This is a genomic window from Pseudoalteromonas luteoviolacea DSM 6061 (genome assembly GCF_001625655.1).
In the GTDB taxonomy this organism is placed as follows: Bacteria; Pseudomonadota; Gammaproteobacteria; order Enterobacterales; family Alteromonadaceae; genus Pseudoalteromonas; species Pseudoalteromonas luteoviolacea.
The window spans coordinates 57,945-83,996 of sequence record NZ_AUYB01000125.1; the positions used below are offsets into that span (position 1 = coordinate 57,945).

The 26,052-nt window shown below is 41.4% G+C and carries 22 protein-coding genes; 8 read left to right on the forward strand and 14 right to left on the reverse strand.

Annotation, left to right across the window (positions count from 1 at the left end; genetic code table 11):
• Positions 1-11 precede the first annotated feature (11 nt).
• Positions 12-563 (reverse strand): cytochrome b, encoded by a 552-nt coding sequence (locus tag N475_RS18225; protein ID WP_063365752.1) that lies wholly within the window; start codon positions 561-563, stop codon positions 12-14.
• 136 nt (positions 564-699) lie between these two features.
• On the opposite strand from N475_RS18225, the gene N475_RS18230 reads away from it, so the two are divergent.
• The gene (locus N475_RS18230) at positions 700-1,593 is read left to right on the forward strand and encodes a LysR family transcriptional regulator (RefSeq protein WP_063365753.1); all 894 of its coding nucleotides are present in this window, start codon (positions 700-702) and stop codon (positions 1,591-1,593) included.
• A 48-nt stretch (positions 1,594-1,641) separates the two neighbouring features.
• Here N475_RS18230 and N475_RS18235 read toward each other — a convergent pair whose 3' ends face one another.
• From N475_RS18235 to N475_RS18255, 5 genes are all read right to left on the reverse strand, one after another.
• Entirely contained in the window at positions 1,642-2,061 is a 420-nt protein-coding gene (locus N475_RS18235; protein WP_063355948.1) for a cupin domain-containing protein, read from the reverse strand.
• Positions 2,062-2,231: 170 nt separating this feature from the next.
• The gene (locus N475_RS18240; RefSeq protein WP_063355949.1) at positions 2,232-3,788 is read right to left on the reverse strand and encodes a SulP family inorganic anion transporter; all 1,557 of its coding nucleotides are present in this window, start codon (positions 3,786-3,788) and stop codon (positions 2,232-2,234) included.
• A 112-nt stretch (positions 3,789-3,900) separates the two neighbouring features.
• Positions 3,901-4,362: an Lrp/AsnC family transcriptional regulator gene (locus N475_RS18245; RefSeq protein WP_063355950.1), complete on the reverse strand. Its 462-nt coding sequence runs from the start codon at positions 4,360-4,362 to the stop codon at positions 3,901-3,903.
• A gap of 48 nt (positions 4,363-4,410) precedes the next feature.
• Complete coding sequence (locus tag N475_RS18250; protein ID WP_063355951.1) at positions 4,411-5,052, reverse strand: MBL fold metallo-hydrolase; 642 nt, start codon at positions 5,050-5,052, stop codon at positions 4,411-4,413.
• Between the two features lies 1 nt (position 5,053).
• On the reverse strand, positions 5,054-6,844 hold the full coding sequence (locus N475_RS18255) for a M14 family metallopeptidase (RefSeq protein ID WP_405127401.1): 1,791 nt from the start codon (positions 6,842-6,844) through the stop codon (positions 5,054-5,056).
• A 141-nt stretch (positions 6,845-6,985) separates the two neighbouring features.
• Between N475_RS18255 and N475_RS18260 the strand changes: the two genes are divergently transcribed.
• Positions 6,986-7,813 carry an SDR family oxidoreductase gene (locus N475_RS18260; protein ID WP_063355953.1) on the forward strand — a complete coding sequence of 276 codons (828 nt, stop codon included), beginning with the start codon at positions 6,986-6,988 and terminating at the stop codon, positions 7,811-7,813.
• A gap of 100 nt (positions 7,814-7,913) precedes the next feature.
• Here N475_RS18260 and rplT read toward each other — a convergent pair whose 3' ends face one another.
• The 4 genes from rplT to thrS all read right to left on the reverse strand — a co-directional run bounded on the left by rplT (position 7,914) and on the right by thrS (position 11,251).
• Positions 7,914-8,273 (reverse strand): 50S ribosomal protein L20, encoded by a 360-nt coding sequence (rplT, locus tag N475_RS18265; RefSeq protein ID WP_023398349.1) that lies wholly within the window; start codon positions 8,271-8,273, stop codon positions 7,914-7,916.
• Between the two features lie 15 nt (positions 8,274-8,288).
• Complete coding sequence (gene rpmI, locus N475_RS18270; protein WP_023398350.1) at positions 8,289-8,489, reverse strand: 50S ribosomal protein L35; 201 nt, start codon at positions 8,487-8,489, stop codon at positions 8,289-8,291.
• A 214-nt stretch (positions 8,490-8,703) separates the two neighbouring features.
• A complete protein-coding gene (gene infC, locus N475_RS18275; RefSeq protein ID WP_081215850.1) occupies positions 8,704-9,267 on the reverse strand; it encodes a translation initiation factor IF-3 in 564 nt (187 codons plus the stop codon).
• Positions 9,268-9,340: 73 nt separating this feature from the next.
• Positions 9,341-11,251, reverse strand: a complete 1,911-nt coding sequence (thrS, locus tag N475_RS18280; protein ID WP_063355954.1) for a threonine--tRNA ligase — start codon at positions 11,249-11,251, stop codon at positions 9,341-9,343.
• A 232-nt stretch (positions 11,252-11,483) separates the two neighbouring features.
• Here thrS and N475_RS18285 point away from each other — a divergent pair, with 232 nt between their 5' ends.
• The 3 genes from N475_RS18285 (at position 11,484) to N475_RS18295 (ending at position 15,002) form a co-directional block, all read left to right on the forward strand.
• On the forward strand, positions 11,484-12,485 hold the full coding sequence (locus tag N475_RS18285) for an endonuclease/exonuclease/phosphatase family protein (RefSeq protein WP_227008412.1): 1,002 nt from the start codon (positions 11,484-11,486) through the stop codon (positions 12,483-12,485).
• Between the two features lie 51 nt (positions 12,486-12,536).
• Entirely contained in the window at positions 12,537-12,995 is a 459-nt protein-coding gene (locus tag N475_RS18290; RefSeq protein ID WP_063356005.1) for a DUF3010 family protein, read from the forward strand.
• A gap of 162 nt (positions 12,996-13,157) precedes the next feature.
• On the forward strand, positions 13,158-15,002 hold the full coding sequence (locus N475_RS18295; RefSeq protein WP_063365755.1) for an ABC transporter ATP-binding protein: 1,845 nt from the start codon (positions 13,158-13,160) through the stop codon (positions 15,000-15,002).
• Here the strand turns inward: N475_RS18295 and N475_RS18300 are convergent.
• Positions 14,986-15,588, reverse strand: a complete 603-nt coding sequence (locus N475_RS18300; protein ID WP_063355956.1) for a TetR/AcrR family transcriptional regulator — start codon at positions 15,586-15,588, stop codon at positions 14,986-14,988. The two genes, N475_RS18295 and N475_RS18300, sit on opposite strands and share 17 nt — an antisense overlap.
• 327 nt (positions 15,589-15,915) lie before the next feature.
• On the opposite strand from N475_RS18300, the gene N475_RS18305 reads away from it, so the two are divergent.
• The 3 genes from N475_RS18305 (at position 15,916) to N475_RS18315 (ending at position 22,325) form a co-directional block, all read left to right on the forward strand.
• Positions 15,916-17,091: an efflux RND transporter periplasmic adaptor subunit gene (locus N475_RS18305; RefSeq protein WP_063355957.1), complete on the forward strand. Its 1,176-nt coding sequence runs from the start codon at positions 15,916-15,918 to the stop codon at positions 17,089-17,091.
• A gap of 5 nt (positions 17,092-17,096) precedes the next feature.
• Positions 17,097-20,270, forward strand: a complete 3,174-nt coding sequence (locus N475_RS18310) for an efflux RND transporter permease subunit (RefSeq protein ID WP_063355958.1) — start codon at positions 17,097-17,099, stop codon at positions 20,268-20,270.
• A 174-nt stretch (positions 20,271-20,444) separates the two neighbouring features.
• Positions 20,445-22,325, forward strand: a complete 1,881-nt coding sequence (locus N475_RS18315) for a GGDEF domain-containing protein (protein ID WP_162269610.1) — start codon at positions 20,445-20,447, stop codon at positions 22,323-22,325.
• A 64-nt stretch (positions 22,326-22,389) separates the two neighbouring features.
• Here the strand turns inward: N475_RS18315 and N475_RS18320 are convergent, their stop codons facing one another.
• Genes N475_RS18320 through N475_RS18330 form a run of 3 tightly spaced genes read right to left on the reverse strand, consistent with a single transcriptional unit; the run spans position 22,390 to position 25,756 of the window.
• Positions 22,390-23,526, reverse strand: coding sequence for an ABC transporter permease (locus tag N475_RS18320; protein ID WP_063365756.1), 1,137 nt, complete (start codon positions 23,524-23,526; stop codon positions 22,390-22,392).
• A complete protein-coding gene (locus N475_RS18325; protein WP_063355961.1) occupies positions 23,523-24,257 on the reverse strand; it encodes an ABC transporter ATP-binding protein in 735 nt (244 codons plus the stop codon). Before N475_RS18325 ends, N475_RS18320 begins: the two co-directional genes overlap by 4 nt.
• Positions 24,257-25,756: an alpha/beta hydrolase gene (locus tag N475_RS18330; protein ID WP_063355962.1), complete on the reverse strand. Its 1,500-nt coding sequence runs from the start codon at positions 25,754-25,756 to the stop codon at positions 24,257-24,259. Before N475_RS18330 ends, N475_RS18325 begins: the two co-directional genes overlap by 1 nt.
• Between the last annotated feature and the right edge of the window lie 296 nt (positions 25,757-26,052).

The following is a 26,052-nucleotide window of genomic DNA, read 5'->3' on the forward strand; positions in this document are numbered from 1 at the left end:
AGATACTGTAATTAGTTTTCTTTATTCACTTTTAACATGCGGACCAAACCGCCATCTTTATTTATAAATTGATGCTTTAAAGCAGCACCAATATGCCCTGCAACAGATACCATTAATGCCCATGCCAACCAAAAGTGGATTTCACCAACGATATCCTCTTGATTGTCGAAAGACCAAGGCAGCGCGGGAACATTAACCAGTTCAAATACAGCTATAGGTCGGCCATCTGCAGTGGAGATTAAATAACCGCTCACCATAATTAATAACATCAACGCATAAAGCACAAAATGCCCTATTCTCGCGGCGGTCTGTTCTAATTTAGAGCCAGGCAAATCATTTGGCTTCACATTGATTTGTCGCCATATCAACCTAATCACCAAAAAAGCAATAAGCAGCATTCCGATGGATTTGTGCAAATCTAATGAGCCTCGATACCAAGGGTCATAATATGTTAACTCCACCATATACAGGCCAAGTCCAAACATAAAAAATATCGAGATAGCCATCACCCAATGAATGAGAATGGCAACTACACCAAAACTTTTTTCTGTATTCTTTAGCACCGTGCTTCCTACCTCGTCAGATACTTGAGCCTAGATTACCGATTTAAATTACTCATAAGTAGTGCATAATTCACAAAACTGTTGTGCAAAAAAGTATATACTAATAACTTAGACGAATTGGAATAACTTATCTTCAATGCAAAAGTTAAATTGGGATGACTTTAGAGTTGCGCATATTGTGGCAAAAGCAGGTTCTTTGGCCAAAGCAGCAGCACTGTTACAGTGTAATCACACTACCGTTTTACGCCATATCAACCGCTTAGAAGAAGCGCTGAACGTTAAACTGTTTATTCGCCACCAAAGAGGCTACAAACTCACTGATGCAGGAGTCATCATGAGCGAGGTCCTGCCAGAAATCGATTCACAATTTTTGTCCCTAGAAGATAAGTTGCAGAGTATCCAACAAGACTTTAGCGGCAAAATTAGAATAACAACTGTTACCTCTTACTCTGCACTCTTAGCGCCAGCCCTGCAAGCATTTAGACGACAATACCCTAAGGTAAGAGTAGAGTTGCTCGCAACCGACGAGGTCATTCCAGCGCAAAGTGGTGCTGTACATGTTGCGCTGCGAGCCGGTCCTAAGCCTCAAGATCCAGATATTATTGTACGTCACGTTGCTTCAATTACCATGGCGTATTATGCATCTCAAAGTTATGTAGACGAGTTTGGGTTACCGAATGATGTGTCACAGATGAATGAACATCAGTGGCTCATGCCAGACAAGAGTAAGCACCATATACCATTTATTAATGAAGTTATAAAAAGGCTATGTAATGACAGCGTCGTATATTCGAGCAATCAATTTTTAGACATTCAATCTGCGGTGCTTTGCGGAATGGGGATTGGGCCAGTTTCAGAATTGGAGGCGAGCAAGCATAAACATCTAGTAAAGCTCAATAGTAGTGACTTGTTTGCAACTGACTTTGTCGGCTCGCTTTGGTATACCTATCATAAAGACTTAAAAGATAACGCAAAAGTCAAAGCTCTCTATGAGTTTTTTCTCAACCATACGCGCCATTTGTCAGCATAATGTCACTGTATTGGTTTGCTGCATAAACGCGCAAACCAACCTTATCAATCACTGCTTTTTAACTGTTATTGCTTTGCCTTTTTCCCCCGCATAAAAAACAATGATCCTCACGTCTTCTTCCCCAAGTGCTTTCCCTGTGTGGACTTGATTAACCAGCTCCACTATCGGATCGCCAGCATTGAGCATCAGTACTTCTCCACTAGGTTTAGTCACTTTAAGTTGCCCTTTAATTACCACTCCTGCGTTTATAACAGGATGGATGTGAAGTGGCAATGTCGTACCAGCGGGTATATTGATATCCAAAATTGTAATTTCTGGCGTACCGCTTGGATAAGCTGGCAATGATGAGCCATCCCAGCTATTAGTTGTCTTAACGAGCGTATTTACGCTGACATTGCCTTGTTGAGCAACAGAGTAAAAGCTAGAAAGTGTAGATGCAAAAGCAATGGCTGTGAGGTATTTTTTCATACTAACTCGGTTTCCGTGTGAATTTGGAAACTACCTTAATCAAGAGCAATAGCCTTTACCATAGGAAATGATAAAAATGAGCCGAAAATATTAAATTGGTCTTACGAAGTCCTCTATTTATATCAAAAAGCCCGCTTTTAGCGGGCTTTTATAGACAATCAAAATATCTTTTATGCGAGCTTATCTGAAGCGACTTTATATTTCGGATCTTCTATCACATTGACTTCCACTAAATCACATGCCTTATCCAATAATTGTTTACAATCTTGGCTAAGGTGGCGCAGATGTAGCTTCTTACCAGCTTTAGTATACTTGTCTGCTAGTGCATCAATTGCTTCAATAGCACTATGATCTGCCACTCGGCTATGCTTAAATTCTACAATCACATCATCAGGATCGTTTGCAACATCAAATAGCTCAGCAAAGTTTTTCACAGAACCAAAGAACAACGGACCATGTAACTCGTATACTTTTGAACCTTCTTCGTCTATGTAGTTACTCGTATAGATATGCTTCGCATGCTCCCAAGCAAAAACCAGCGCAGAAACGATAACACCCACACAAACTGCAATTGCAAGATCAGTTACTACCGTTACACCAGATACAAGCACAATTACAAATGCATCACTCTTTGGAATACGCTTCATTAGACGGAAGCTTGACCACTCAAATGTGCCCAATACAACCATGAACATAACACCGACAAGGGCCGCCAATGGAATCATTTCGATTAAACCAGCTGCAAATAAAATAAAGCCCAATAATAGTAAAGCAGCAGTAATACCAGACAATCTACTTCGGCCGCCTGAGTTAATATTGATCATTGACTGACCAATCATTGCACAACCACCCATAGCACCAAACACACCGCACGTTACGTTTGCTGCGCCTTGACCGACACATTCACGGTTACTATTACCGCGAGTTTCAGTGATTTCATCGATAAGCGTCAAGGTTAGTAGTGATTCAATCAGACCAATTGCTGCCAAAATAAGTGCATAAGGGAAAATAATTTTGAATGTTTCTAAGTTCCAAGGTACATCTGGAATATGAAACGCAGGGAAACCACCAGCAATCGTTGCATCTGCATTACCACTCATATCTTTAAGGTAATCCAATACATTTCGTGCATCTAAATCAAATCCAATCACAATTCCCGTTACAACGAGGATTGCCGCAAGACTTGATGGAATAGCCGTGGTTAATTTTGGTAAGAAATGAATAATACCCATGGTTAAAGCAACAAGACCCGCCATGATGTATAGCTCAGAGCCTTGCATCCATTGAAGCGTTCCAGAGTCATCCATCACTTTGAATTGGCCAAGTTGTGCTAGGAAAATAACTATCGCAAGACCATTAACAAACCCCAGCATTACCGGGTGCGGTACCATCCTGATAAATTTACCAAGTTTAAATATACCAGCAAGGATCTGAAGAATACCCATCAATAGAACCGTGGCAAAAAGATATTCCACTCCATGTTCAACCACAAGGCTTACCATAACTACTGCAAGTGCACCAGTCGCACCTGAAATCATGCCTGGACGTCCACCAAAAATTGATGTGATAAGTCCAACGATGAACGCTGCATAAAGACCAACAAGTGGGTCCACTTGTGCAACAAACGCGAATGCGACCGCTTCAGGAACCAGTGCCAACGCAACGGTTAAACCTGACAGCACGTCGTTCTTAGCAGAGCTCGGCGCTTTGCCTATAAGATTAAACATTTATATCCCCAGTGTTTTTTACTACGACAGAAAAGCGCTGGATCCTAACAAAATCCAGCGCTTTTAACAAACATGATACATTATAGTGTTAAATTGAGATGTCTGTGTGACACTAAATGATTGGCAACGCAGTAGAGCGCTTAACGCATGTCATGGTTACATTAGAGTGAACCTCTTGAACGTACTCGAGGTTTAAGAGATTGTCTCGAACAAATAATTCGTACCCTTCAATCCCTTTAGAAATGATGCGTAACATGAAATCCATGGTACCGGCCATAGTGTAACACTCTGTTACTTCATCATAGCTCATTATCAGCTTTTCAAATTCAGCAAGATTGTTACGCCCATGATTGGATAGCTTTACATGAGCATAAACCAGCATATCAAAACCAAGCTGCTTTTCATCCAAAAGTGCAACTTTCCCTTTGATAAACCCATCTTGCTCCAATTTAGCTATTCGTCTCCAACAGGGTGATTGTGACAATCCAACTTTGTCTGCAATTTCTGCTGTAGACAGGCTGGCATCCTGCTGTAACAACGCTAATATCTGACGATCAACTTGATTTAATGACATATTTATCTTTATATTTTAGTGTTAAACATTACGCTATTCACGCAGTTATTATCCGAAGCGGCCACTCATAAATGGATTGTGGCGCTTCTCATACCCTATACTGGTATCTTCTCCGTGACCGCTCATGACTCTGGTTTCATCATCAAGCGTAAAAAGCTTAGTTTCTATAGCGTGCTTAAGTTGTGCGGCGTCTCCCTTTGGAAAATCAGTACGCCCCACAGAGCCCTTAAACAATACATCTCCAACAAGCACCGACGCACTTTTAGGCTCATGAAAAACAACGTGTCCTGGGGTATGTCCAGGGCAGTGCTTAACTGTCAATCTAAGTTCACCTAACTCCACCACATCACCTTCGTCTAACCATTTATGTGGATAGAATCCAGATTGAGGCTCAAACCCAAACATTTGAGCTTGCATAGGCAAACCGTCTAACCAAAACTTATCTTCTATATGAGGGCCAATAATCTCTACATTAAGAGACTTAGCCAGCTCGGTACTTGCACCCACATGATCCAAGTGACCATGCGTTAGAAGTATAAACTCTATTGTTAATTCGTTACTGTTAATAACCGATAAAATCTTGTCTGCGTCACCACCAGGATCCACTATGGCAGCTTTACCCGTTACATCGCAAGCAATAACCCTGCAGTTTTGCATAAAAGGGGTTACTGGTATGGTAATAACCTTCATACTAATTACTCTGATACGACATTAAAATCGGATATTTCAAATACGCTTGGTCGTAATATGGAGTTTTCTCATACAACCATTCAAGCCTCTGCTCATCACTTTTTGCAAAAGCACTGTCTTCACTAATTCGCTTATCGAATGCTAGTGCAAGCTTAGGACTCTCTTTTAACATTTTTCTAGCATATGGCTCAAGTGCATAATTTTCAACATATTCTGTACGTTGAAAAATACTTAAGAAGTCTCCCCACGCAAAAAATGAATCTGGCGCCAATGGGTGCAGTAAATGTGTGGCGAGTTCAGAGTATGGTTGTTGAGTCGAAACTTCATACCAGCCCTCTGCTACCGGAGACTCTTTTAATTTTTGCTCCTCAAACTCTGCATTCACGCGAAAACGACCTTCAAATGGCTTTTTAGCAAACTCATAATTCGTTACTTTTAATTGCGTTAAAGCTTTTAACTCTAAAGGTTCTGAGAGCTTTGTTACTTCAATACCATGAAGTGATAGCTTTTCTACAATCGAGCCATACTGAGGCGGTATATAAAATGCCTGAGGTACCTGAACTTTAGTTTTTATCTCTTTTTGCCAAAATACAGGGAGTTTGTCGTATTCCACAGGCTCTCCCAAATATTTTACTTCTTGGTGACCCGACAGTGCGCTATCAAACTGCTTATACTTGATGCCCTTAAAACTTATCAAGTCAGGTTTTTTACTATAACTTCTTTCTAAAACCAATTCTGAAGGATAAAAATGCCTTTCTGTTTCTATGGCTTTATGTAGAGCTTTATGTTGTTGAGACAACGCATCAATCACCCCATCAATGAATACATAAGTTCCTAGTACGCGTTGTTTGTATGGTTTTAAAGAGTGATTTTCTACAAGAATTGTAGGAAGGCCTTTAATGTCTCCCCAGCCATTAGAAAACCGTGGTGAAGCCACCCACCCTGCCAAACCTTGCTTTAAATTCCGCTTGTTCATCACGAATACTAACGGGCCTGGTATATGACCTTGTTTTGTTAGTTTGTCATTGATAATTGGTGAAAACTGTTCTTCAAGTACCTTTGCAATCGCTGGTGCGTCACTTGCAAAACTAGGGTTAAATCCATAGGTAATATCATATTGATAGTCAGCACCATCAGTGACATGAACATCTACATACAAAGATGGATCAAAATCCTTAATTACTTGTAATACTGCTCTTACGCCAGGTGTGTCTAGCTTAGTGTAATCCCTGTTTAGATTTAAATTCTTAGTATTTGTTCTAAAGCCCATTTTGAGCGGGCCGCGCTGATTAATACGGTTAAACTCACTACGCCTTTCATGCCCATCAACATTTAAAATTGGGATAAACAGGATGTTGACTTTACTTAGGATATCGCGCCTTTTTCCCGTCGCAATGTCTCTAAGTAACATAAACATCGCGTCTTTACCGTCAATCTCACCCGAATGAATACCCGCTTGAATAAGCACTGTTGGTTTGTTGTTATTCTTCATCATTGCAGCAGAGAACTGGCTATCTTCCACCGCCAACAGCATATTAATATCTCTGCCCTGATCACTTTCGCCTATTTTTATAGATTGGAACTGTGTCGGGTTTGCCGCAACTAAGCGTTTAATGAAAGCATTGGTTTGCTCATAATTGGGTGACTCTTCTCCTGCACTCAGCTCAAAGTCAGTCGTCAACAGCCCATCTTTTTGTAGAAGGCTTAAACTTTCGCCTTGCCAAGGCTGCAATGGGGGTAGATGACTATTCAAATTAAGCGTTGCAGAAAGCAGAACAATACCTAAACTCATAAACATTCTTTGTGTCTTTTTTGTATAAAGTTGATTATATCAATATTTTATATTACGGCTTACAATGTGCGGTGATTCAACAAAAATTCACAGTTAAACGCACTAATGCGCAGCATAACTAAGGAAAATTTAACTAAACCAATGAGTAAAAGCATATTAATTACAGGCTGTTCAACAGGAATTGGGTTATATTGTGCTAAAACACTGCATAAAGATGGGTACAAAGTAATTGCGTCAGTCCGCAACCCTGAACACTTAAATCAGTTTGAAGCGCTAGGTATTCCATGTATTTTGTTAGATTTAGCTGATGAGCAATCAATACGGGAAGGGTTTGATCAAGCTTTATCATTATGCAATGGCAAACTTGACGTTTTATTTAACAATGGTGCTTACGGGCAGCCCGGTGCGGTAGAAGATCTACCAACAGAAGTACTGCGACAACAATTTGAAATCAATTTCTTTGGCTGGCATACCTTGACCAACTTAGCTGTCAAACACATGCGAAATAGAGGGCAAGGAAGAATCATTCAGAATTCTTCTGTTTTAGGCTTAGTTGCTCTACCCTATCGGGGAGCTTATAACGCCAGTAAATTTGCGTTAGAAGGACTAACCGATACTCTAAGAATGGAGTTAGCCGGTACCAACATCCAGATCAGCTTAATCGAACCGGGTCCTATTTTATCTGAGTTTAGGAAAAATGCTCGTATCGCTTTTGAAAAGCATATAAATATCAATGACAGTTATCATAAGTCAGAATATCAAGCCCAATTGAACAGGCTCAAAGCACAAACTGCACCGCAGAAATTTACGCTTGGCCCAGAGGCCGTTTATGATAAGTTGTTTCACGCTATTAATGCGCCAAAAGCCAAAGCAAGATATTACGTGACATTCCCCACATACTTTATGGGCTACCTCAAACGTGTGCTAAGCACAGCGGTTTTAGATAAGATCTTATTGAAAAACAAATAGTGATTCGGTAGTAAGTTGATCAGCAGGATTTGTTGAGACAGGAAAACTAAAAAAGGAGCCAAAGGCTCCTTTTTACATCGCTTAAACTTAATTTAAAAAATTAAGCTGCAAGACCTTCTTTTGCTTTCTCTACTAGAGCAGTGAAAGCTACTTGGTCATATACTGCGATATCAGCTAGGATCTTACGATCGATTTCGATTGACGACTTTTTAAGGCCGTTAATGAAGCGGCTGTAAGATAGGCCGTTTTGACGTGCTGCAGCGTTGATACGTGCAATCCATAGTTGACGGAAAGTACGTTTCTTAGCGCGACGGTCACGGTATGCATATTGACCAGCTTTAGTTACAGCTTGGAACGCTACGCGGTAAACACGTGAACGTGCTCCGTAGTAACCTTTAGCTTGCTTTAATACTTTTTTGTGACGTGCACGTGCGATAACACCGCGTTTAACTCTTGCCATTTCTGATATCCTCTATTAAGCGAATGGTAACATACGATCGATAAGGCCTAGGTCATTCTTATGAACCATAGACTTAGCACGTAGGTGTAGTTTACGCTTAGAAGACTTCTTAGTCAGAATGTGACGAAGATGCGACTGTTTACGCTTGTAACCGCCTGAAGCAGTCTTTTTGAAGCGCTTTGCAGCACCTCTGTGTGTTTTTAGCTTATAAGCCATTGCAATAACTCCAAATGATATTGCTTTTAATATATGTAAGTAGGCGGATGAGAACATCACTTTTTTGGCCCAGCTTACACCCTTATTCCGGCGAAACTAATTGAAATCAAAAAGTTTACTTAAAGCCGGTCAACACAGGTGACAGTGACAAAAGCCAAAGTACTTTATATACCTGTGTTAAATTCTTTAAAAATCGGCGCGTATTATGCCTGACTTATGCTTTTTTGGCAATAGGTGCCATCATCATAACCATTTGACGACCTTCAACACGATTCGGGAAAGATTCCACTTGTGCAATCTCTTCCAAATCAGCTTTCAAACGGTTAAGCATGTCAATAGCGATTTCTTGGTGAGCCATTTCACGACCACGGAAGCGGATGGTGATTTTAGCTTTATCACCACCTTCTAAAAACTTACGCAAGTTACGAAGTTTAACTTGATAGTCACCTTCATCAGTTCCTGGACGGAACTTAATTTCTTTAACTTGGATCTGTTTTTGCTTTTTCTTTTGTTCTTTTTGTAATTTTGCTTTTTCAAAAACGAACTTACCATAGTCCATTACTTTACACACTGGTGGTTCAGCGTTTGGACTGATTTCAACGAGGTCTAAACCTGCATTTTCTGCTTGCGCCAGTGCATCTCGTAACGAGACGATGCCCGCTTGCTCACCTTCAGCATCGATTAAGCGAACTTCTTTCGCTGTGATTTCATCATTGATACGATTCTTCTGAGCAGTAGTTTGCCCTTTTTTGCCGCCTCTAATGGTACGTTCCTCCAAAAAATCCAAAATTAAACGTGCGGTATTGATGTCTATTTGTATACCGCACGGGTTCTAGTTATATATTACTAAATTAAACTCTGTTTTTGATTTCTTCGCTAATTTTAGCAACAAAATCGTCTACAGAGAATTTGCCAAGGTCTTCACCTTTGCGCGTTCTTACTGCTAGCTCTTGTTGTTCGACTTCTTTATCACCAACAACAAGCAAATAAGGTATACGTTTTAAAGTATGCTCGCGGATTTTAAAGCCTATCTTCTCATTTCTCAAGTCAGCACAGGCTCTTATTCCAAGTTTATTCAGTTTTTGTACAACTTCTTGGACATAATCTGCTTGTTTGTCTGTAATATTCATTATTACAACTTGCTTAGGCGCTAACCAAGTTGGGAAGAATCCAGCATATTCTTCAGTCAGAATACCAATGAAACGTTCAATTGAACCCAAAATCGCGCGGTGGATCATTACAGGAGTCTTACGTTCGTTATTTTCAGCAACATAAGTCGCACCTAAACGACCCGGTAGAGCAAAGTCTAGCTGCACTGTGCCACATTGCCAAGCTCGTTCTAGGCAATCGTACAAAGTGAATTCAATTTTCGGACCGTAGAACGCACCTTCGCCAGGTAAATAGTCAAATTCAATGTCGTTGGTTTGTAACGCTTCAGCAAGTGCTGCTTCGGCTTTATCCCACATCTCGTCTTCACCGATACGCTTCTCCGGGCGTGTCGATAACTTAACAACGATTTTTTCAAAACCAAAAGTTTCATATGTGTCATAAACCATTTTTATGCATGATGACACTTCGTCCATAATCTGTTCTTCAGTACAGAATACATGAGCATCATCTTGCGTAAATCCGCGTACACGCATTAACCCATGCAAAGCACCAGACGGTTCATTTCGGTGACAACAACCAAATTCAGCCATACGAAGTGGCAAGTCGCGGTAAGATTTAAGTCCTTGGTTAAAAATTTGTACGTGGCCAGGACAGTTCATTGGTTTGATAGCGTACTCGCGCTTTTCAGATTCTGTCGTGAACATCGCGTCAGAGTATTTATCCCAGTGACCAGACTTTTCCCACAAGCCTCTGTCCATCATTAATGGACCTTTTACTTCTTCGTAGTCATACTCACGTAGTTTTTCACGAACAAAGTCTTCTAGCTCTCGGTATATGCTCCAGCCATCATTGTGCCAAAACACCATGCCAGGAGCTTCTTCTTGCCAGTGCCATAAATCAAGTGCTTTACCAATTTTACGGTGGTCGCGTTTTTCAGCTTCTTCAAGGCGTTTAAGATATGCTTTTAGCTGTTTTTTATCTGCCCAAGCTGTACCGTAGATACGCTGGAGCATTTTATTATCAGCATTGCCGCGCCAGTACGCACCTGCAACCTTCATAATCTTGAAGTGTTGGCAGAACTTCATATTAGGTACGTGTGGACCACGACACATGTCAATATATTCTTCATGGTGATACAGACCTGGACGGTCATCCTTAGCGACGTTTTCGTCAAGGATTTCCATTTTGTATGTTTCACCGCGCGCTTCAAACGTATCTCTCGCTTCTTGCCAGCTTACTTTCTTTTTCACAACATCGTAATTGGTTTTCGCCAATTGCAACATGCGCTTTTCGATTGCTTCAAGATCTTCTTGAGTTAACGAATGCTCCATGTCGATATCGTAGTAGAAGCCATTGTCGATAGTAGGACCTATCGCCATTTTTGCTTCAGGGAAAAGTTGCTTAACTGCATGGCCAATCAAATGCGCACAAGAGTGACGAATAATTTCAAGTCCGTCTTCATCTTTTGCGGTGATGATTTCAAGGCTAGCATCTTGCTCAATGATGTCACAAGCGTCAACGCGCTCGCCATTTACACGGCCTGCAATCGTTGCTTTTGCAAGACCAGGGCCAATGTCTTTGGCTACATCTAGAGTGGAAACTGGGTTTTCGAAAATACGCTGACTGCCGTCAGGAAGGGTAATTACTGGCATTTTTAATCCTATTTACAGTGGTGACACCTACGCCGCGTCACATGTATTTAATTTATCTTAGTGTAATGTGTGCCCATCAACGCTTTTACGAATAAGCATTGGTTATTCAGTGGTATGCTAAATTTGACTGGGGTCTTACAGTCCTGACGGTATTGTGACCTGATGCGTGACGAGTTGCAAGGAAAAGACTAAGATTAAGTAGTCGATATTGATTAAAAAATGAGGGAAATACATGGTGCGACAGAAATCTATAAAATTTGCGTCTTTTAACTTATTAAATTTCGCGGCACCCCCTTATGCTTTTTATCAACCTGAAGAAACCTATAACGAAACTCAATGGGTTACCAAAACGCAGTTTATAACTGGGCTGATACAGCACATTGACCCATCCGTTATTGTTTTTCAAGAAGTCTTTAACCCTGATATTCTCGCTTCTCTTTGTGATGAGCTAGGCTTGAAATACTTTGCCACTGTAGACACTCCAACTCAGGACCCTGTTTATGCCAATGTTTTATTCAACCCTGTCGTGGCTATTGCGTCAAAGATCCCATTTAAGCAATGTAAACCCCTTGAACCTAGTCATGAGTTACTAGAGTATTTGAATAACTTGGCACAATTCAAATTCAATCGAACGCCAATAAAGTGTACTTTTGAAATAGATGGATTTGGGCCTTTGACCATTTACGCCGTACATTTTAAGTCTCAGCGAGTTCATTCCATGGCTCATATTCTCGGAGAACCCGACCAAGAAGACCCTTTTTTAACACTACTCAATCAAACAGTCGGCACAATGCAATCACAAATATCTCGCTCCCTTGAAGCTTCAATTGTCTATTATGATGCGTTAAAAACTCAGCGCGAAAAGTCGTCTGCTACACTCGTAATGGGTGACTTTAACGCACACATTTCAAGTCCTGCACTGTCATTCATGACCGAGCAATTTCCAATTGATAATGAGCCTTCTAAATTTGATAGTGTCGGGTTATTCGAAAGCTTTTCGATTTCAGATAATCAATTTGAATTTGACCAAAAGCCGCCTACCCATTACTTTCATGGCGAAGGCAACGTTCTAGATTATATTCTCGCATCCAAAGAGTTTTCGCCTACACACCCAAACAGCAAAGTAGAGTCACTGACTTATTATAATTACGCCAGTCATTTAGACCCCAAAAGAGACGATGAGGACATTCGTTATTCGGATCATGCCGCTATTGCAATAGAAATTACGATTTAATGAAAAAGCTATGCTATGATCGCAGCCATTAGCTATAAATTGGGAAACACAATGAGAACACTTGGCGTAGAAATCACTGGCAGCGAAGCGATGCTTTGTCTTTTAACTAAAGAAAACGACGTCTTTGATATTCGTGACATTCGACAAACACGCTTTACATTACCGAATATTGGCCAAGATCAAGAAGCCATGCGCAAGTTTCACTTTGACTTGTCAAAACTTGTCGAAGATTACCAAATTGACACGATAGCGATTCGTCAGCGTGCACACAAAGGTAAATTCGCAGGAAGCGCTGCTGGCTTTAAAATGGAAGCCGCATTTCAGCTTATAGACAACGCAGAAGTTCACTTATTAAATGCGACTGAAGTAAAAGAACAGATAAAACGTAACCCAGTGCCAGTAGATTATGCTGATACAGGTTTAAGAAAATACCAAGAACAGGCATTTACCAATGCATATGTTTTGATCATGCGTAAAACGTATGGCCATGACGTAGAAGAACAAGCGTAATCTGCGATTCGATACTAGGTGAGCCTCCCCGCTCACCTGTTACCCTCCTTAAAAAATCGTAAACTCTTGTAGCCAATAGACACTTTATTCATTTTTTAAGCTGCCAAATGACGAAAAAATAGATATGTTTGTATAAACGGATCTTTTTTAATCAAAATTGGCATGTATAAACTCTTTGAAAAAATTACCCAGCCCTTTCCAGCTAAAGACGCAGAGCAACCACCTAGTTCCCTTTATGCTTTTTGCCGCTTTTACACTAAAGGGATGGAAAAGCCTTTAGTTGTAATGTCTATTTGTGCTGCACTGCTGGCAGTACTTGAAGTTACGCTGTTTAGCTTTATGGGTACACTGGTAGATTGGATGCAAGCAATGACACCAGCACAATTGTTCGAAGAGAAGTCAAGTGAGCTCACTATAATGGCTCTTATCACTGTCATTGGAATACCAATTTTAGTTTTTCTACATAGCGCACTACTACACCAAAGTTTGCTTGGTAATTACCCTATGGCTATAAGATGGTTGTCCCATCGCTATCTTCTCAAACAAAGTATGGAATTTTACCAAGATGAATTTGCTGGCCGTATCGCTACTAAGGTAATGCAGACCTCTTTAGCTATACGAGAGGCGGTAATGAAGTTACTAGATGTATTGGTTTACATCGCCGTTTATTTTGGTGCCACATTAATTCTAATTGGCAGTAGTGACCCTAGACTACTCGCACCTCTATTAATTTGGTTAGCTTTTTATATTATTTTGCAAATATATTTTGTGCCAAGACTTAAATCGGTTGCATCAGAGCAAGCCGATGCGCGCTCAGAAATGACAGGACGCATAGTAGATAGCTACACCAATATATCAACAGTAAAACTATTCTCTTATACAAGGCGTGAAGAGGATTACGCAAAAAGCAGTATGAACTTGTTTATGACTCCTGTTTACAAACAAATGCGTTTGGTTACCAGTCTCAATGTAAGCATTCAAACCATTAACTACATGCTGGTATTTTTAATTGCAGGCCTTTCACTATACTTGTGGGCCGATTCAGCGATTACCACAGGTGCCATTGCTGTTGCAGTCAGTCTTTCATTGCGACTAAATGGCATGTCGCAATGGATTATGTGGGAAATCAGTAGTCTATTTGAGAATATTGGCACAGTCGCTGATGGCATGAATACCCTGTCTAAACCGGTTTCAGTAAAAGATCCAACAACCACAAATGAACTGCAAGTTACTTCAGGTGCTATACATTTTGATAATCTGGACTTCGCTTACAAAAAGCAGGACCAAAATACATCAACGTCAATATTTGAAGACCTAACACTCAAAATTAAAAGTGGCGAGAAGATTGGTTTAGTAGGTCGCTCTGGGGCTGGAAAATCAACCTTGGTGAATTTATTGCTACGCTTTTACGATTTAGACAATGGCAAAATTACCATCGATGGACAAGACATTAGCCATGTCACTCAAGAGAGCCTTAGAAGACACATTGCCATGGTTACGCAAGACACCGCTCTACTGCACCGCAGTGTACGAGACAATGTTTTATACGGCAGACCAGAGGCAAGTGATGAGGATCTTCTAGAGGCGATAAAACAAGCGCAAGCGCTAGATTTTATCAACGAACTTGAGGACAGTTATGGCAATACTGGCTTAGATGCGAAGGTTGGAGAACGGGGTGTAAAATTATCGGGGGGGCAAAGACAGAGAATCGCCATCGCGAGGGTTTTGTTAAAAAATGCGCCTATATTGATTCTAGATGAGGCTACTTCAGCGCTAGATTCAGAGTCTGAAATCGCAATACAAAAAAGTCTGAATAACCTAATGAAGAATAAAACGGTTATCGCAATAGCCCATAGGCTGTCGACTATTGCGAAAATGGACCGGCTAGTAGTCATTGACCAAGGCAAAATCGTTGAGCAAGGTACTCACCAAGAGTTGCTCAACAAACAAGGGATCTATGCCAAGCTTTGGGCACATCAAACTGGCGGTTTTATTGGCGTGGATTAACACCATTACAAAAAAGCTTACATGCCTGGGAAATAAAGTCAGACAATTGCTGCTCATCGATGGGGGGTTGCCAGCGTATGGCCATCTCCCAAAACGTTAGCCGTTTTAGGCCTCCCCAGAAAAATGCGGCTGCAAAATGCGCTTCGCAATCACCTAAGCAGCCAGCTAGTGCTGCTTCTTCAAACCATACCACCATAGATTTTTCACAGTGGCTAAACTTTTCATTTAAGCGTTTTGCTTGCTCTTCACTGCGCATTGATTCAATCATTACGATTCGAGAAAGCCTAATATAGTCTGGATCGCTCAGTAGGCCAACCGCACTATTTGCTAAATGCTTCAGCTGCACCTCAAAGTCATAGTTAGGAATAAACTGAATAGCAGATAAAGGCTGAATTCTTTCAATAAGCGAAATTACCACAGCATCAAACAAAGCTTCCTTATTTGGATAATGCTTGTATAGAGTGCGCTTTGATACTTCTGCTTTTTGACATATCGCCTCCATCGTCGTCGCTTGCAACCCCATTAATGCAAACTGTTCGATTGCAGCACTCACTATTGCTTGTTGCTTTGCTGACAATTGTGTCATCAATTTCTCTCTTACTTATCAATTAACATAAGTTTAACCAATATTAGGGACAATAAAAAGTAAACGCCAACGTTTATTAATAAAATAAAAAAGTACACGACATCGTTTACCTTTTCACATAACAAGTATACACTAGCGTTTACTTGTATAATTGTCGACTAATTAACCTTTACTTTGGTGTGAGGAAGGTATGAAATGACAATGTGCCCACTAAATCACGCTCAGTGAACTAGTTTATACAAGGCAGTACGCTAAACTGAACGAAGGCGCGTCGTCTTCTGCTGTTTAGTTTAGAAAGCACGATATAAAATAGGATTTGGAGTGTTCATGTATCCAGCATCATTAAAACGCAGACTTAAACACCTTTCACTTGCATTGCTGTCAGCTGGCATAATCAGTGCTTGCTCGGAAGCACCTCAACAGCAAGCTGGGTTTGGTATGCAGCCAGCTAAAGTAAGCGTCACTAATGTGACGACACAAAGCGTACCTTTTAATATTGAGTTACCGGCCACATTACTGGGTGACAAAGAGGTAGAGATCAGGGCCAGAGTATCTGGACTAATAGAATCTAGAAATTTTGACGAAGGTCAATATATCACAGCCGGTCAGTCTCTTTTTACTATTGAATTAAAACCTTTCCAGCTTGAGTTAGAAAAAGCCCAGGCCGATCTACACGCAGCAGAAGCCAATGTAAAACAAGCCAAACGAGAAAGAGACCGATTAGAAAAACTTAAAGATGAACGTTCCGTTTCAAAGCGCGACTTTGATAATGCGGTATCAGCTTATGACATTGCGCTGGCTAATCTAGAGTCTGCCAAAGTTGCTCTAAATGAAGCACAATTAGATTTAGAGTACGCACAAGTAAAAGCGCCAGTATCAGGCATTATTGGTCGAGAACGCGAGTCTCAAGGTAGTTATGTTTCAGGACCAACTGTTTTGCTTACAGAATTAACCGATACGAGCAACATGCGCGCACGATTTGGTTTCTCAGAACGCGAACAGTTGGCTATGCGTAAAGATGTTGAATCCGGAACACTCACCCTACCCGCCAACAACTACTTTGACGCAACCATTATTTTACAAGATGGTTCTGTGTACTCTGAAAAAGGTAAAGTTGATTTCTCGGATATAAGAGTAAACCGTTTCACGGGAACTTCTGAACTTCAAGCTAGAATTACTAACCCAAATGGTGAATTAAGACCAGGTCAGTTTGTTCGTATTCGACTTAGTGGTGCTGTACGAAACCAAGCTATCGTGGTGCCTCAACGTGCAGTATTAGACAACGGTACAGGCAAGTTTGTCTACGTTGCAACTAAAAATGAAAAAGGCATGATGGTTGCGTTACCAGCCCCTGTTCAAGTCGGTGAATGGGTCAAGCTTAACGGAGAAAACATGTGGGTAATACGTTCAGGCTTACAACCACAGCAACCAGTCATTGTTGAAGGAATGGCGCGAATTTTCTTTCCCGGTATGCCAGTTAACGTAGCAGCTGAAGGAGAATAAGCTCTATGTTCTCTAAATACTTTATAGATAGGCCTATTTTTGCCTTTGTAATCTCAATTGTGATTGTACTGGCGGGCTTAGCAGCAATGCGTACCCTGCCCGTTGCTCAGTACCCAGAAATTTCACCGCCACAAGTACAAGTTACGGCTGTGTATCCTGGTGCATCAGCCGATGTATTAGAGCAAACGGTTGCCGCGCCGATTGAAAACGCCATCACAGGTGTTGAAGGCATGATGTATATGGAGTCCATAAGCAGCAGCTCTGGTGCGACAACGATTACGGTAACTTTCGAAATTGGCACTGATGTAGATCAGGCTGCCGTGGATGTAAATAATCGTGTTAAGCAGGTCGAGGCTAGGTTACCAGAAGAAACGCGTAGACAAGGCGTCATTGTTGCCAAAGGCTCTTCAAGCTTTTTGCAGGTACATGCTTTTTATTCGCCAGATAACAGCCGCTCCAGTTTATGGACTTCCAATTACGTAACCATGAATATTCTTGATAATATCAAGCGTATACCTGGTACAACTAATGTCCAGATATTTGGTGCGAGAGACTACGCAATGCGGATCTGGCTTCGTCCAGATATCATGAGTCAGTTACAAGTAACTGTGGAAGAAGTTACCAGCTCAATTCGTGAGCAAAACTCACAATATGCCGCGGGTAGCATTGGCGCTACACCGACTTCTTCAAGCCCACAAGAATTAGTATATAGCGTAACAGCACAGGGGCGCTTATCAACGCCAGAAGAGTTTGAAAATATCATCATTCGTGCTAATACAGATGGCTCTACTTTAAGGCTTAAAGATATCGCACGCGTTGAGCTAGGTTCAAAAGATTACAACTTCAACGGTACAATTAATGGTAAGGACGCTGTACTGCTTGGTATATTCCTCCAACCTGGTGCAAATGCGCTGGATGTAGCCAAAGAAGTAGAAGCTGAAATAGCAACGCTTAAAACACAATTCCCACAGGGATTAGCTCACTTAAATTCTTATGATACAACGCGATTTGTAGAAGTTTCGATTAGAGAAGTACTAATCACACTCGGCGAGGCAATGGTGCTCGTATTCCTCGTTGTGTATTTGTTTTTGCAAAATTGGCGTGCAACCCTTATTCCCACACTAGCCGTTCCGGTCTCTCTGCTAGGCACGTTTGCTGGGCTATATATGCTTGGGTATTCCATCAACACTTTAACCCTCTTCGGTATGGTTTTATCCATTGGTATTGTTGTCGATGATGCCATCGTTGTACTAGAAAACGTCGAGCGCATAATGCATGAGCAGCACGTCAGTGCACGAGAAGCTGCATATAAAGCCATGGAAGAAGTCAGCGGCCCAGTTGTCGCGATTGTGCTTGTTCTGTGTTCAGTGTTTATTCCAATTGCCTTTTTAGGCGGGCTAACAGGCGAGCTATTTCGTCAATTTGCAATCACAATTTCTATCTCTGTGAGCCTATCAGGTGTGGTTGCACTGACAATGACACCCGCTTTGTGTGTACTGATCTTGAAACATGAAGACAAACAAACTGCTCGCTTTTTCTTATGGTTCAATGACTGGTTCACTAGAGTAACTGGCAAGTATGTTGGTTCAGTAAGCTTCATGATCCGTCGTGGTGCTCTTGGCTTTATTCTGATGTCAGCAATGATTGGTGCTACGGTTTTCCTATGGCAAAAAACACCTGGCTCTCTCGTTCCAGATGAAGACCAAGGTTTTTATATCAGTGCTGTATTTCTACCTGATGGAACTTCTTTAGAAAGAACAACGGAAGTCACAAAGCAAGTTGTAGAAGCTGCACAATCCAATCCAGCCAACGAAAACGTTGTGGCGTTTACTGGTTTCGACTTTTTGGGTGGTGGCTATAAAAACAACGCCGCAACATTATTTATCACACAAACTCACTGGGATGAGCGTGAAGTAGATACCAAGTCTTTGGTAGGCGAGCTGTTTATGAAAACAGCCCATATTAATGAAGCTTTAGTATTAGCATTTAACCCTCCGGCAATATTTGGTTTAGGCACCACAGGTGGCTTTGAATTCTATTTGCAGAGCAAAACAGGTGCCGATCCTGAAAAACTCAAGCAAGGTATGCAACTAATGATGAACGCAGCTCAACAGAGCCCAGTTTTAGGCGGATTGCAAACCCTTTGGCGACCGGATGCTCCGCAACTTGAAGTTCACATGGACAGAGAGCAAGCACGCGCTATGGGGGTCAACATTAATTCTGCATTTAATGCGTTAGCAGCTAATTTGGGGAACTACTACGTCAACGACTTCAATAAGTTTGGTCGCTCGTGGCAAGTTATTTTATCTGCCGAAGCTCAGTTCAGAATGACACCCCAAGATGTTGGCCGTATTTATGTGAAGAACAATCAAGGAGACATGGTACCTATTTCAGCCTTTACAGACATAGAGTTTGCAAGAGGACCCGAAAGTTTGCACCGCTACAATAACTTGTCGGCAGTTAAGCTGATGGGCAATGCAGCGCCAGGCTATAGCTCTGGTCAAGCGATTGCGGAGATTGAACGTATTGCTGCAGAAGTATTACCACCTGATATGACCTTTGAATGGACTGCGTCAGCATTCCAAGAAAAGCGCAGCACCGGCACTACAGGTTTAGCGCTTGGGCTTGCTGTTGTGATGGTATTTTTAATTCTCGCAGCACTTTACGAGCGTTGGTCACTCCCTATTTCGGTATTACTGGCTCTGCCGTTTGGTACTTTTGGTGCTTTGGTTTCCATTTGGGTAGCTGGGCTTACCAACGATGTTTACTTTCAAATTGGACTTGTTACATTACTTGGATTAGCAAGTAAAAATGCAATATTAATCGTTGAGTATGCCCTGATGAAGCATCAACAAGGCTGGAGTGCTAGCACTGCTGCGCTTGAAGCTGCACGATTGAGATTTAGACCGATCATTATGACTTCTCTTGCGTTTATTCTTGGTGTTGTACCACTAGTGCTAAGCTCCGGCGCAGGCGCCGGTGCAAGGCACAGTGTGGGCACAGGTGTTATGGGTGGTATGATGGCTGCAACGTTCCTTGCAGTATTCTTCGTTCCCCTGTTTTTCTATTGGCTTACAACACGTAAATTCACTGAAAAGCGCTCCAAGCAAGAACTCGCTAAAGAGATTGCGGATCATCACAGAAAAGATCAGACAGACACTCAAGAAGATCTTGTCTAAACCATATTAAAAAACGCCAGCCCTGCTGGCGTTTTTTCAGCACCTTCTCGGTTACAAATCATAACAACTAATTGGCTGTAAAATCGACTGCCTATTATGTTATTATGTGCAATTATTTACTCTTTAGGTTTGAGTTTTTTGCGCATTTTAGTTGTCCTATTGCTTTTCCTTAGCATGCCTTTTCTCATCTCAGCTTCAGTAACAACAGGAAGTAACTGGCAACAGGTTTATGATAAGTTGCGTGCAGAAGACACACAATTGGCTTTCCAGTTTTTACAACAGCAAGTTGATTCTCTTCCTCCAAGTTCTGAACGCATCTATGTGGGCGCAACATTGGCAAGAACTTCAATTGCTTTAAAGCAAAGTGCATCGTTACAACACACACTTCATTATTCTGACAACTTGTACGATCAGGTATTACAGCATATCGCTTCTGGGCTTATCGTTGCTCATGAAAACCTTTATAACGAAACAATGAGTGAATTTAAACAAGCAATAGCCAAGGCCTATGAACTGGAAGAGCCAGCGGTGATTGCAACTGTTGAGCTGTTCTACATTAACGTTAAAATCTCCCTAGCCAACTATGTTCAGCTTGACCATCATATTAAAGAAGTAGAGCGCAACGTACAGCAAATGACAATGCCATTTTGGGGTGCCAACTCTTTACACAACGTAAAGGCGCTCAATGCCAATTTTAATGGCGACCACGCATTGGCCATTGAAATGTATCAAAAAGCCATAGCTAACACACTATATGAAGCTAATAAAGCACCATATTACAATAATTTAGCTTTAACATACCTAGATTTGGGGAACTATACTGACGCAACAAAGTACTTAAAAAAATCACTACTTTTAAGAAGGCAACAAAGCAATCAATATAAAGTAGCGTTAACGATGCTTAATCTGGGAATCGTTGCAAACCGTGCGCATCATTATGACGATGCACTCAATTGGCTTAATCAGGCCTATGATGTGTATGTTAAGTTCGACAACGCCTACCGTAAGGCATATACATTAGTACAAAAAGCTAAGGTCTATACCAATTTAAAGCAAACAACAAAAGCAACTGATGCGATTAATTCTGCCCTATCACTGATCAGTGTGACTGATAATATAAACCTGATTACAGACATTCGAATTCATGCTGCCGAGAATATGCAAGCCCTTGGGGAAATTGAGAACGCGCTAATTCAGGCGAAAATCGCCCATGATTTAGCCTCTAGCGTAAATGACAAAGCGCACCTTATTCGCAGCCTAGAGTTGATGTCGGAACTTACTGCGAAACAAGATAACTTCAAGCAAGCCTATCAATACAGTACCCAGCTAATTTCTGAAAAAGAGCAGCTTAACTCGCAAAAAAGCATGCAAGCAATGATCGCATTAGAAACTGAACTAGAAGTAACAGCACAGCAACTAAAAAACGTTAGACTAGAAAAAAGCAACCACTTGCAACAGCAACGTATTTCACGTTTAGAAGAAAGACAACACTACCATGCTATTATTATTGTTTTTTCTCTTATACTGTTGTTTTTAAGTTTAAGGGGTTACAACAAACATAAGTATCGAGCGCAACATGATAGCTTAACAGGCGCATTAAATCGCAGTGCTTTTGTCAATCGGGTAACTCGAGCATTAGCACCTACCCTTGGGAAAAAGCATGGCTTAGTACTGTTCGATTTAGACCATTTTAAACAAGTAAATGATCTCTACGGTCACCCTACAGGTGATCTTGTTTTGGAAAAAACAGCCGAATTAGTCAGTCAATTTTTTTCAAACTCCACGTTATTTGCTAGATTTGGAGGTGAAGAGTTTATGTTATTTGTTCCCAATATATGTGATGGCGAACTTTATAATCAGGTGAACGAATTCCGTGAAAGCCTCAGTGCGCTTGCTATTACAAGTGACGATGGTAAAACTTTGCAAGTCACAGCCAGCTTTTCGATACTTACCTACCAAAATCATCTGAATAACTTGGATAAAATCTACAGCAGATTGGATGTCGCACTTTATCAAGCAAAAAATAGTGGAAGGAATTGTGTCGTAAAGGCTTGATTGAAGCGGCTATTAATTTATGAGGGCCAGTCAGATTGAAACTCGCTGGCCCGGTTAAAGCGATTTACAAACCGAAAACCACTTTTTCACTTTTCAGCATTCTACTACTCAACGCAGCAAAAATAGCAAATAAACCAAGCGTACTAAATGAAGACAATAAAACCTGCAACAACGGCAGCTCATTACCTTTAATGACTTCTATCATTGCGTATTGCTGAGCAGCTATTGGGATCCACTGTACATAATCGGTCCCAATGTCATAAGTGGTCATCATGCTTAGCCCAATCGGGACAAAAAGTACAAATGCAACATAAGACTGCGCTTCTTTAAAAGACTTGGCCATAAACGAAACGAATACCAATAAACTGGCAGACATAAGCGCAATCGGCAGACCAATTAACGTGCAAAATAATATAAACATTATATCAATATTGATACTAAACCCAAGTTGCTCCCATGGCACCATACCATACGCAAACTTGGAGACCACCAGCACAAGGACTAGTCCAATCATTGAGTAGCTGGCAATGGCGGCAACTTTCGCCAAAACAATCTGCGTACTACTAAGTGGGTGACTTAATAATAAAGCCAGCGAGTTACGCTCTCTTTCTCCAGCACTTGTATCAATTGCAAGATTCATAGCAGAATAAAAGAGAGCAATGATAATAGAAAGTGTCGCTATCCCTAAAAACATACCACCTTTTGAGTCAGGTGTTGCCTGATCTTGGGTTTGAACACTAACAGCTCGCATAATACTTGGATCTATACCTCTTGAGATTAAACGTAAGCCTGCGACTTCCGAATTATATCGTGCAAGTGCTGCTTCAAGTCGACGCACTGACTTGATCAGCTTATTGTCAGACTTATCTGCAATAATGATTACCTCTGCACTTTTGCCCTCAGACATATGAACCGGATACTGCTCACTGATAACGAGCGTTATCGCCTTAACACCACTCGATTCACCATGGCTAATGTCCTGCCCCTCTAAATACCTAACTAGGTTCGGCGCTCCATTTGCGTTTTCAATGGTAATCTCCAGCGCCTCAGGGGAGCTCAATTGCTTTAGCAGCACCGTAAACAACAAACACATGACGATAGGAGCGCCAATGGCATAGTACAACCCAGCCATAACAGAGCGCTTATCTCGACTTGCGTCTAGCATTTCTTTTTTATAGAGAATTCTGATTAAGTTCATCATGCAGCCAATCCTTCATCAGATCCGATCAAAGTAATAAATGCTTCTTCCAGCGAGTCTTTTTGAGTCTTGTCACAGAGCTCCTGTGGAGACCCTTCGGCAACAACCTTGCCTTTTACCATAACCACAACGTGATCACACAGAGCCGCAACTTCTTGCATAACATGGCTTGAGAATAAAACGCAGTGACCCTGCTCCTTTAACATCAGTAATAAGTCTCTTAAAATTCTTGTGCTCATCACGTCTAGTCCACGAGTCGGCTCGTCCAAAATAATATTTGTTGGCTTGTGTACAATTGCTTGGGCAAGCGCTGTTTTCATTCTCTGCCCTTGCGAAAAGCCTTGGCACTTTCGGTCTGCAATATCATTCATTTGCAGTTTATTCAGCACGTTTTGTGTTGCTGATTTGGCATCTTGAACACTCATTCCACTTAACTGGGCAAAAAACTGAACATACTCTCTTGGTGTAAGGCGTTCATACAATCCGCACGGATCAGGGAATAAACCCAGCTGCTGTTTTGCCGACATAGGATCGACTGCTACATTCACATCATCTATTTTGGCTTCCCCACTGTCGGCTTGAAGCAAGCCAAATACAGTTCGCAAACACGTCGTTTTACCAGCGCCATTAGGACCGAGTAAGCCGGTAATCTTGCCATTTTCAGCTTTAAAGCTAAGGCCATTCAAGGCTTGAACATTAGCGATGGTTTTTCTCAGTTCAGTAACTTCTATCATCACAGCTCCTCGCTACTACTTTGGCTTACCACAGGGCCATTTATGTTCATGAAATACTGCTTTGTGTTGTCTTTGTTAAGGCACTCAGCATTAAGTTCTTCAACACTAGCTGAATCAATAAACTGACCAATTATTTTATTTGCACAGGTCTGCGATGCAACACCATGTGTGGCTGTGGGAGCCACTAAGTGTTTTGCATTGCCCATAGCTACCATTGCAAGTTCAGCCCAACTTGGTGGTGTTGCTGGATCTAACCCTCCTGACAAGAGTAAGACTGGAGTATCTGTTTTGAGAGGTTGGTAAAAAGCTGGATCTACAGGCTTAACTTGCCACAGGGGGCAACTTGCATCCAACGACTCAATCATCAGTCGCCCAAAGTATGATTGGCTAAATTCTTGTCTATTTTCTTTACTTAAATTCGGCCAATCTTCACCGCACGTAATCGCGCTGTGCATTCCCATAGCAATGGCCCCGAAGGTATTTTCATTCCCCAACAAACCAACCAAGGGGATATAATTACCCTTGTATGCAGAGTCAATCACCAAAGGAACAAGCGCTCTGCTCGTATGGCCATACAAAGCCATGCGAATAACGCCACGCAATTTGCTCTCAGTAAGCGTAAGATCTATTGCTTCAAAAGTACGTGGATGCCTTACGGATACCTTTACAGGTGATTCTTGTAGCTTATTAATTAGCTCATGATAGTCACTCGATAAGCTAGGGTATTGTAATTTACAGGTTGTATCTTCAGCACATCGTTGAAATAACGCGTCGAGAGAATCATCAATTGCCTCTCCAATTGCCACTAAACTTTGCTGCATTGGCACAACACCGTCTAATACTGCCGTTGCTACGGAGTTTGGGTATTGACGCATATACTCTTGAGCGATGCGAGTACCATAAGAGGCACCGTACAGATGAAGTGTCTCATAACCCAATGCAATTCTTACCGCTTCAAAATCACTGGCCGCAGCAACAGTTGTAAAATGGGATAAATCTATCTTAAGTTTGCGTTTGCAGGCTTCTGTTTCTTCTTCTGCCAGTTTAAAAAGCGAGACAGCCTGATCATTGAAAGCAAACTGCTCTTCTAAACTGTCTGCGTCGCATTGAAGTAACTGAGATTTACCCGTCCCCCTTTGGTCTACCAAGATAATATCTCGATTCTCTCTCGCATAACGAAGGTTACGTGCGAATATTGCTGCGACTTCAATTGCAGATTGACCGGGGCCACCAGCAAAAGCAAGTACAGCCTCAGTTGGCTTTGTTTCTTTGATTGCAGGGATCACTGCAAAATGAATTTCGATTGATTCATTGTTTTCTTTTTTTGACAGTGGTTGCTCTATAGAGCCACACATTAGCCTGTCTTCGAGGCCGTCAACATAACAAGGTGTGAGTAAGTTATTGTTTTGTTTTGCATTCGAGAGGCCGGAACACGCGATGGCAAGTGGAATTAAGCCAAACCGAATCAGCTTAAAGAGCGGGTTGCCGTACTTATTCATTAATGGTTTCCTTATTAAAATCAACAGCTTTTATTAAATTAAAGCTGCAGATACATGAGTGTATTACTCAAGTAATACAATGGTCGTTAGAATAGAGCCGGAGGATTTGCGTGTCAACAATAAGCGTCCCCGTATAAACTACATTTGTATTGCGCCTGCAAAGCGGAAATACACTATCGGATATGCTTGAAGTTAAACAGGTTTCACGGAAGAGAATAAAAATCAAATGTGAGTGTAATGATTGAGTACGACAATAATACTACAAAATAAAAAGGCCAGCTAATGCTGGCCCTTGA

Excerpts from the sequence above, each read along its gene's own strand:
- N475_RS18240 (WP_063355949.1), bottom strand. The coding sequence starts at position 3,788 with ATGTTTAATCTTATAGGCAAAGCGCCGAGCTCTGCTAAGAACGACGTG.
- thrS (WP_063355954.1), bottom strand. The coding sequence starts at position 11,251 with ATGCCAGTAATTACCCTTCCTGACGGCAGTCAGCGTATTTTCGAAAAC.
- N475_RS18315 (WP_162269610.1), top strand. The coding sequence starts at position 20,445 with ATGCCTTTTCTCATCTCAGCTTCAGTAACAACAGGAAGTAACTGGCAA.
- N475_RS18330 (WP_063355962.1), bottom strand. The coding sequence starts at position 25,756 with ATGAATAAGTACGGCAACCCGCTCTTTAAGCTGATTCGGTTTGGCTTA.
- N475_RS18300 (WP_063355956.1), bottom strand. The coding sequence starts at position 15,588 with ATGACACAATTGTCAGCAAAGCAACAAGCAATAGTGAGTGCTGCAATC.
- rpmI (WP_023398350.1), bottom strand. The coding sequence starts at position 8,489 with ATGGCTTATAAGCTAAAAACACACAGAGGTGCTGCAAAGCGCTTCAAA.
- N475_RS18295 (WP_063365755.1), top strand. The coding sequence starts at position 13,158 with ATGTATAAACTCTTTGAAAAAATTACCCAGCCCTTTCCAGCTAAAGAC.
- N475_RS18325 (WP_063355961.1), bottom strand. The coding sequence starts at position 24,257 with ATGATAGAAGTTACTGAACTGAGAAAAACCATCGCTAATGTTCAAGCC.
- N475_RS18230 (WP_063365753.1), top strand. The coding sequence starts at position 700 with ATGCAAAAGTTAAATTGGGATGACTTTAGAGTTGCGCATATTGTGGCA.
- N475_RS18235 (WP_063355948.1), bottom strand. The coding sequence starts at position 2,061 with ATGAAAAAATACCTCACAGCCATTGCTTTTGCATCTACACTTTCTAGC.
- N475_RS18260 (WP_063355953.1), top strand. The coding sequence starts at position 6,986 with ATGAGTAAAAGCATATTAATTACAGGCTGTTCAACAGGAATTGGGTTA.
- N475_RS18320 (WP_063365756.1), bottom strand. The coding sequence starts at position 23,526 with ATGATGAACTTAATCAGAATTCTCTATAAAAAAGAAATGCTAGACGCA.
- N475_RS18290 (WP_063356005.1), top strand. The coding sequence starts at position 12,537 with ATGAGAACACTTGGCGTAGAAATCACTGGCAGCGAAGCGATGCTTTGT.
- N475_RS18250 (WP_063355951.1), bottom strand. The coding sequence starts at position 5,052 with ATGAAGGTTATTACCATACCAGTAACCCCTTTTATGCAAAACTGCAGG.
- N475_RS18285 (WP_227008412.1), top strand. The coding sequence starts at position 11,484 with ATGGTGCGACAGAAATCTATAAAATTTGCGTCTTTTAACTTATTAAAT.
- N475_RS18310 (WP_063355958.1), top strand. The coding sequence starts at position 17,097 with ATGTTCTCTAAATACTTTATAGATAGGCCTATTTTTGCCTTTGTAATC.
- N475_RS18255 (WP_405127401.1), bottom strand. The coding sequence starts at position 6,844 with ATGAGTTTAGGTATTGTTCTGCTTTCTGCAACGCTTAATTTGAATAGT.
- N475_RS18245 (WP_063355950.1), bottom strand. The coding sequence starts at position 4,362 with ATGTCATTAAATCAAGTTGATCGTCAGATATTAGCGTTGTTACAGCAG.
- rplT (WP_023398349.1), bottom strand. The coding sequence starts at position 8,273 with ATGGCAAGAGTTAAACGCGGTGTTATCGCACGTGCACGTCACAAAAAA.
- N475_RS18305 (WP_063355957.1), top strand. The coding sequence starts at position 15,916 with ATGTATCCAGCATCATTAAAACGCAGACTTAAACACCTTTCACTTGCA.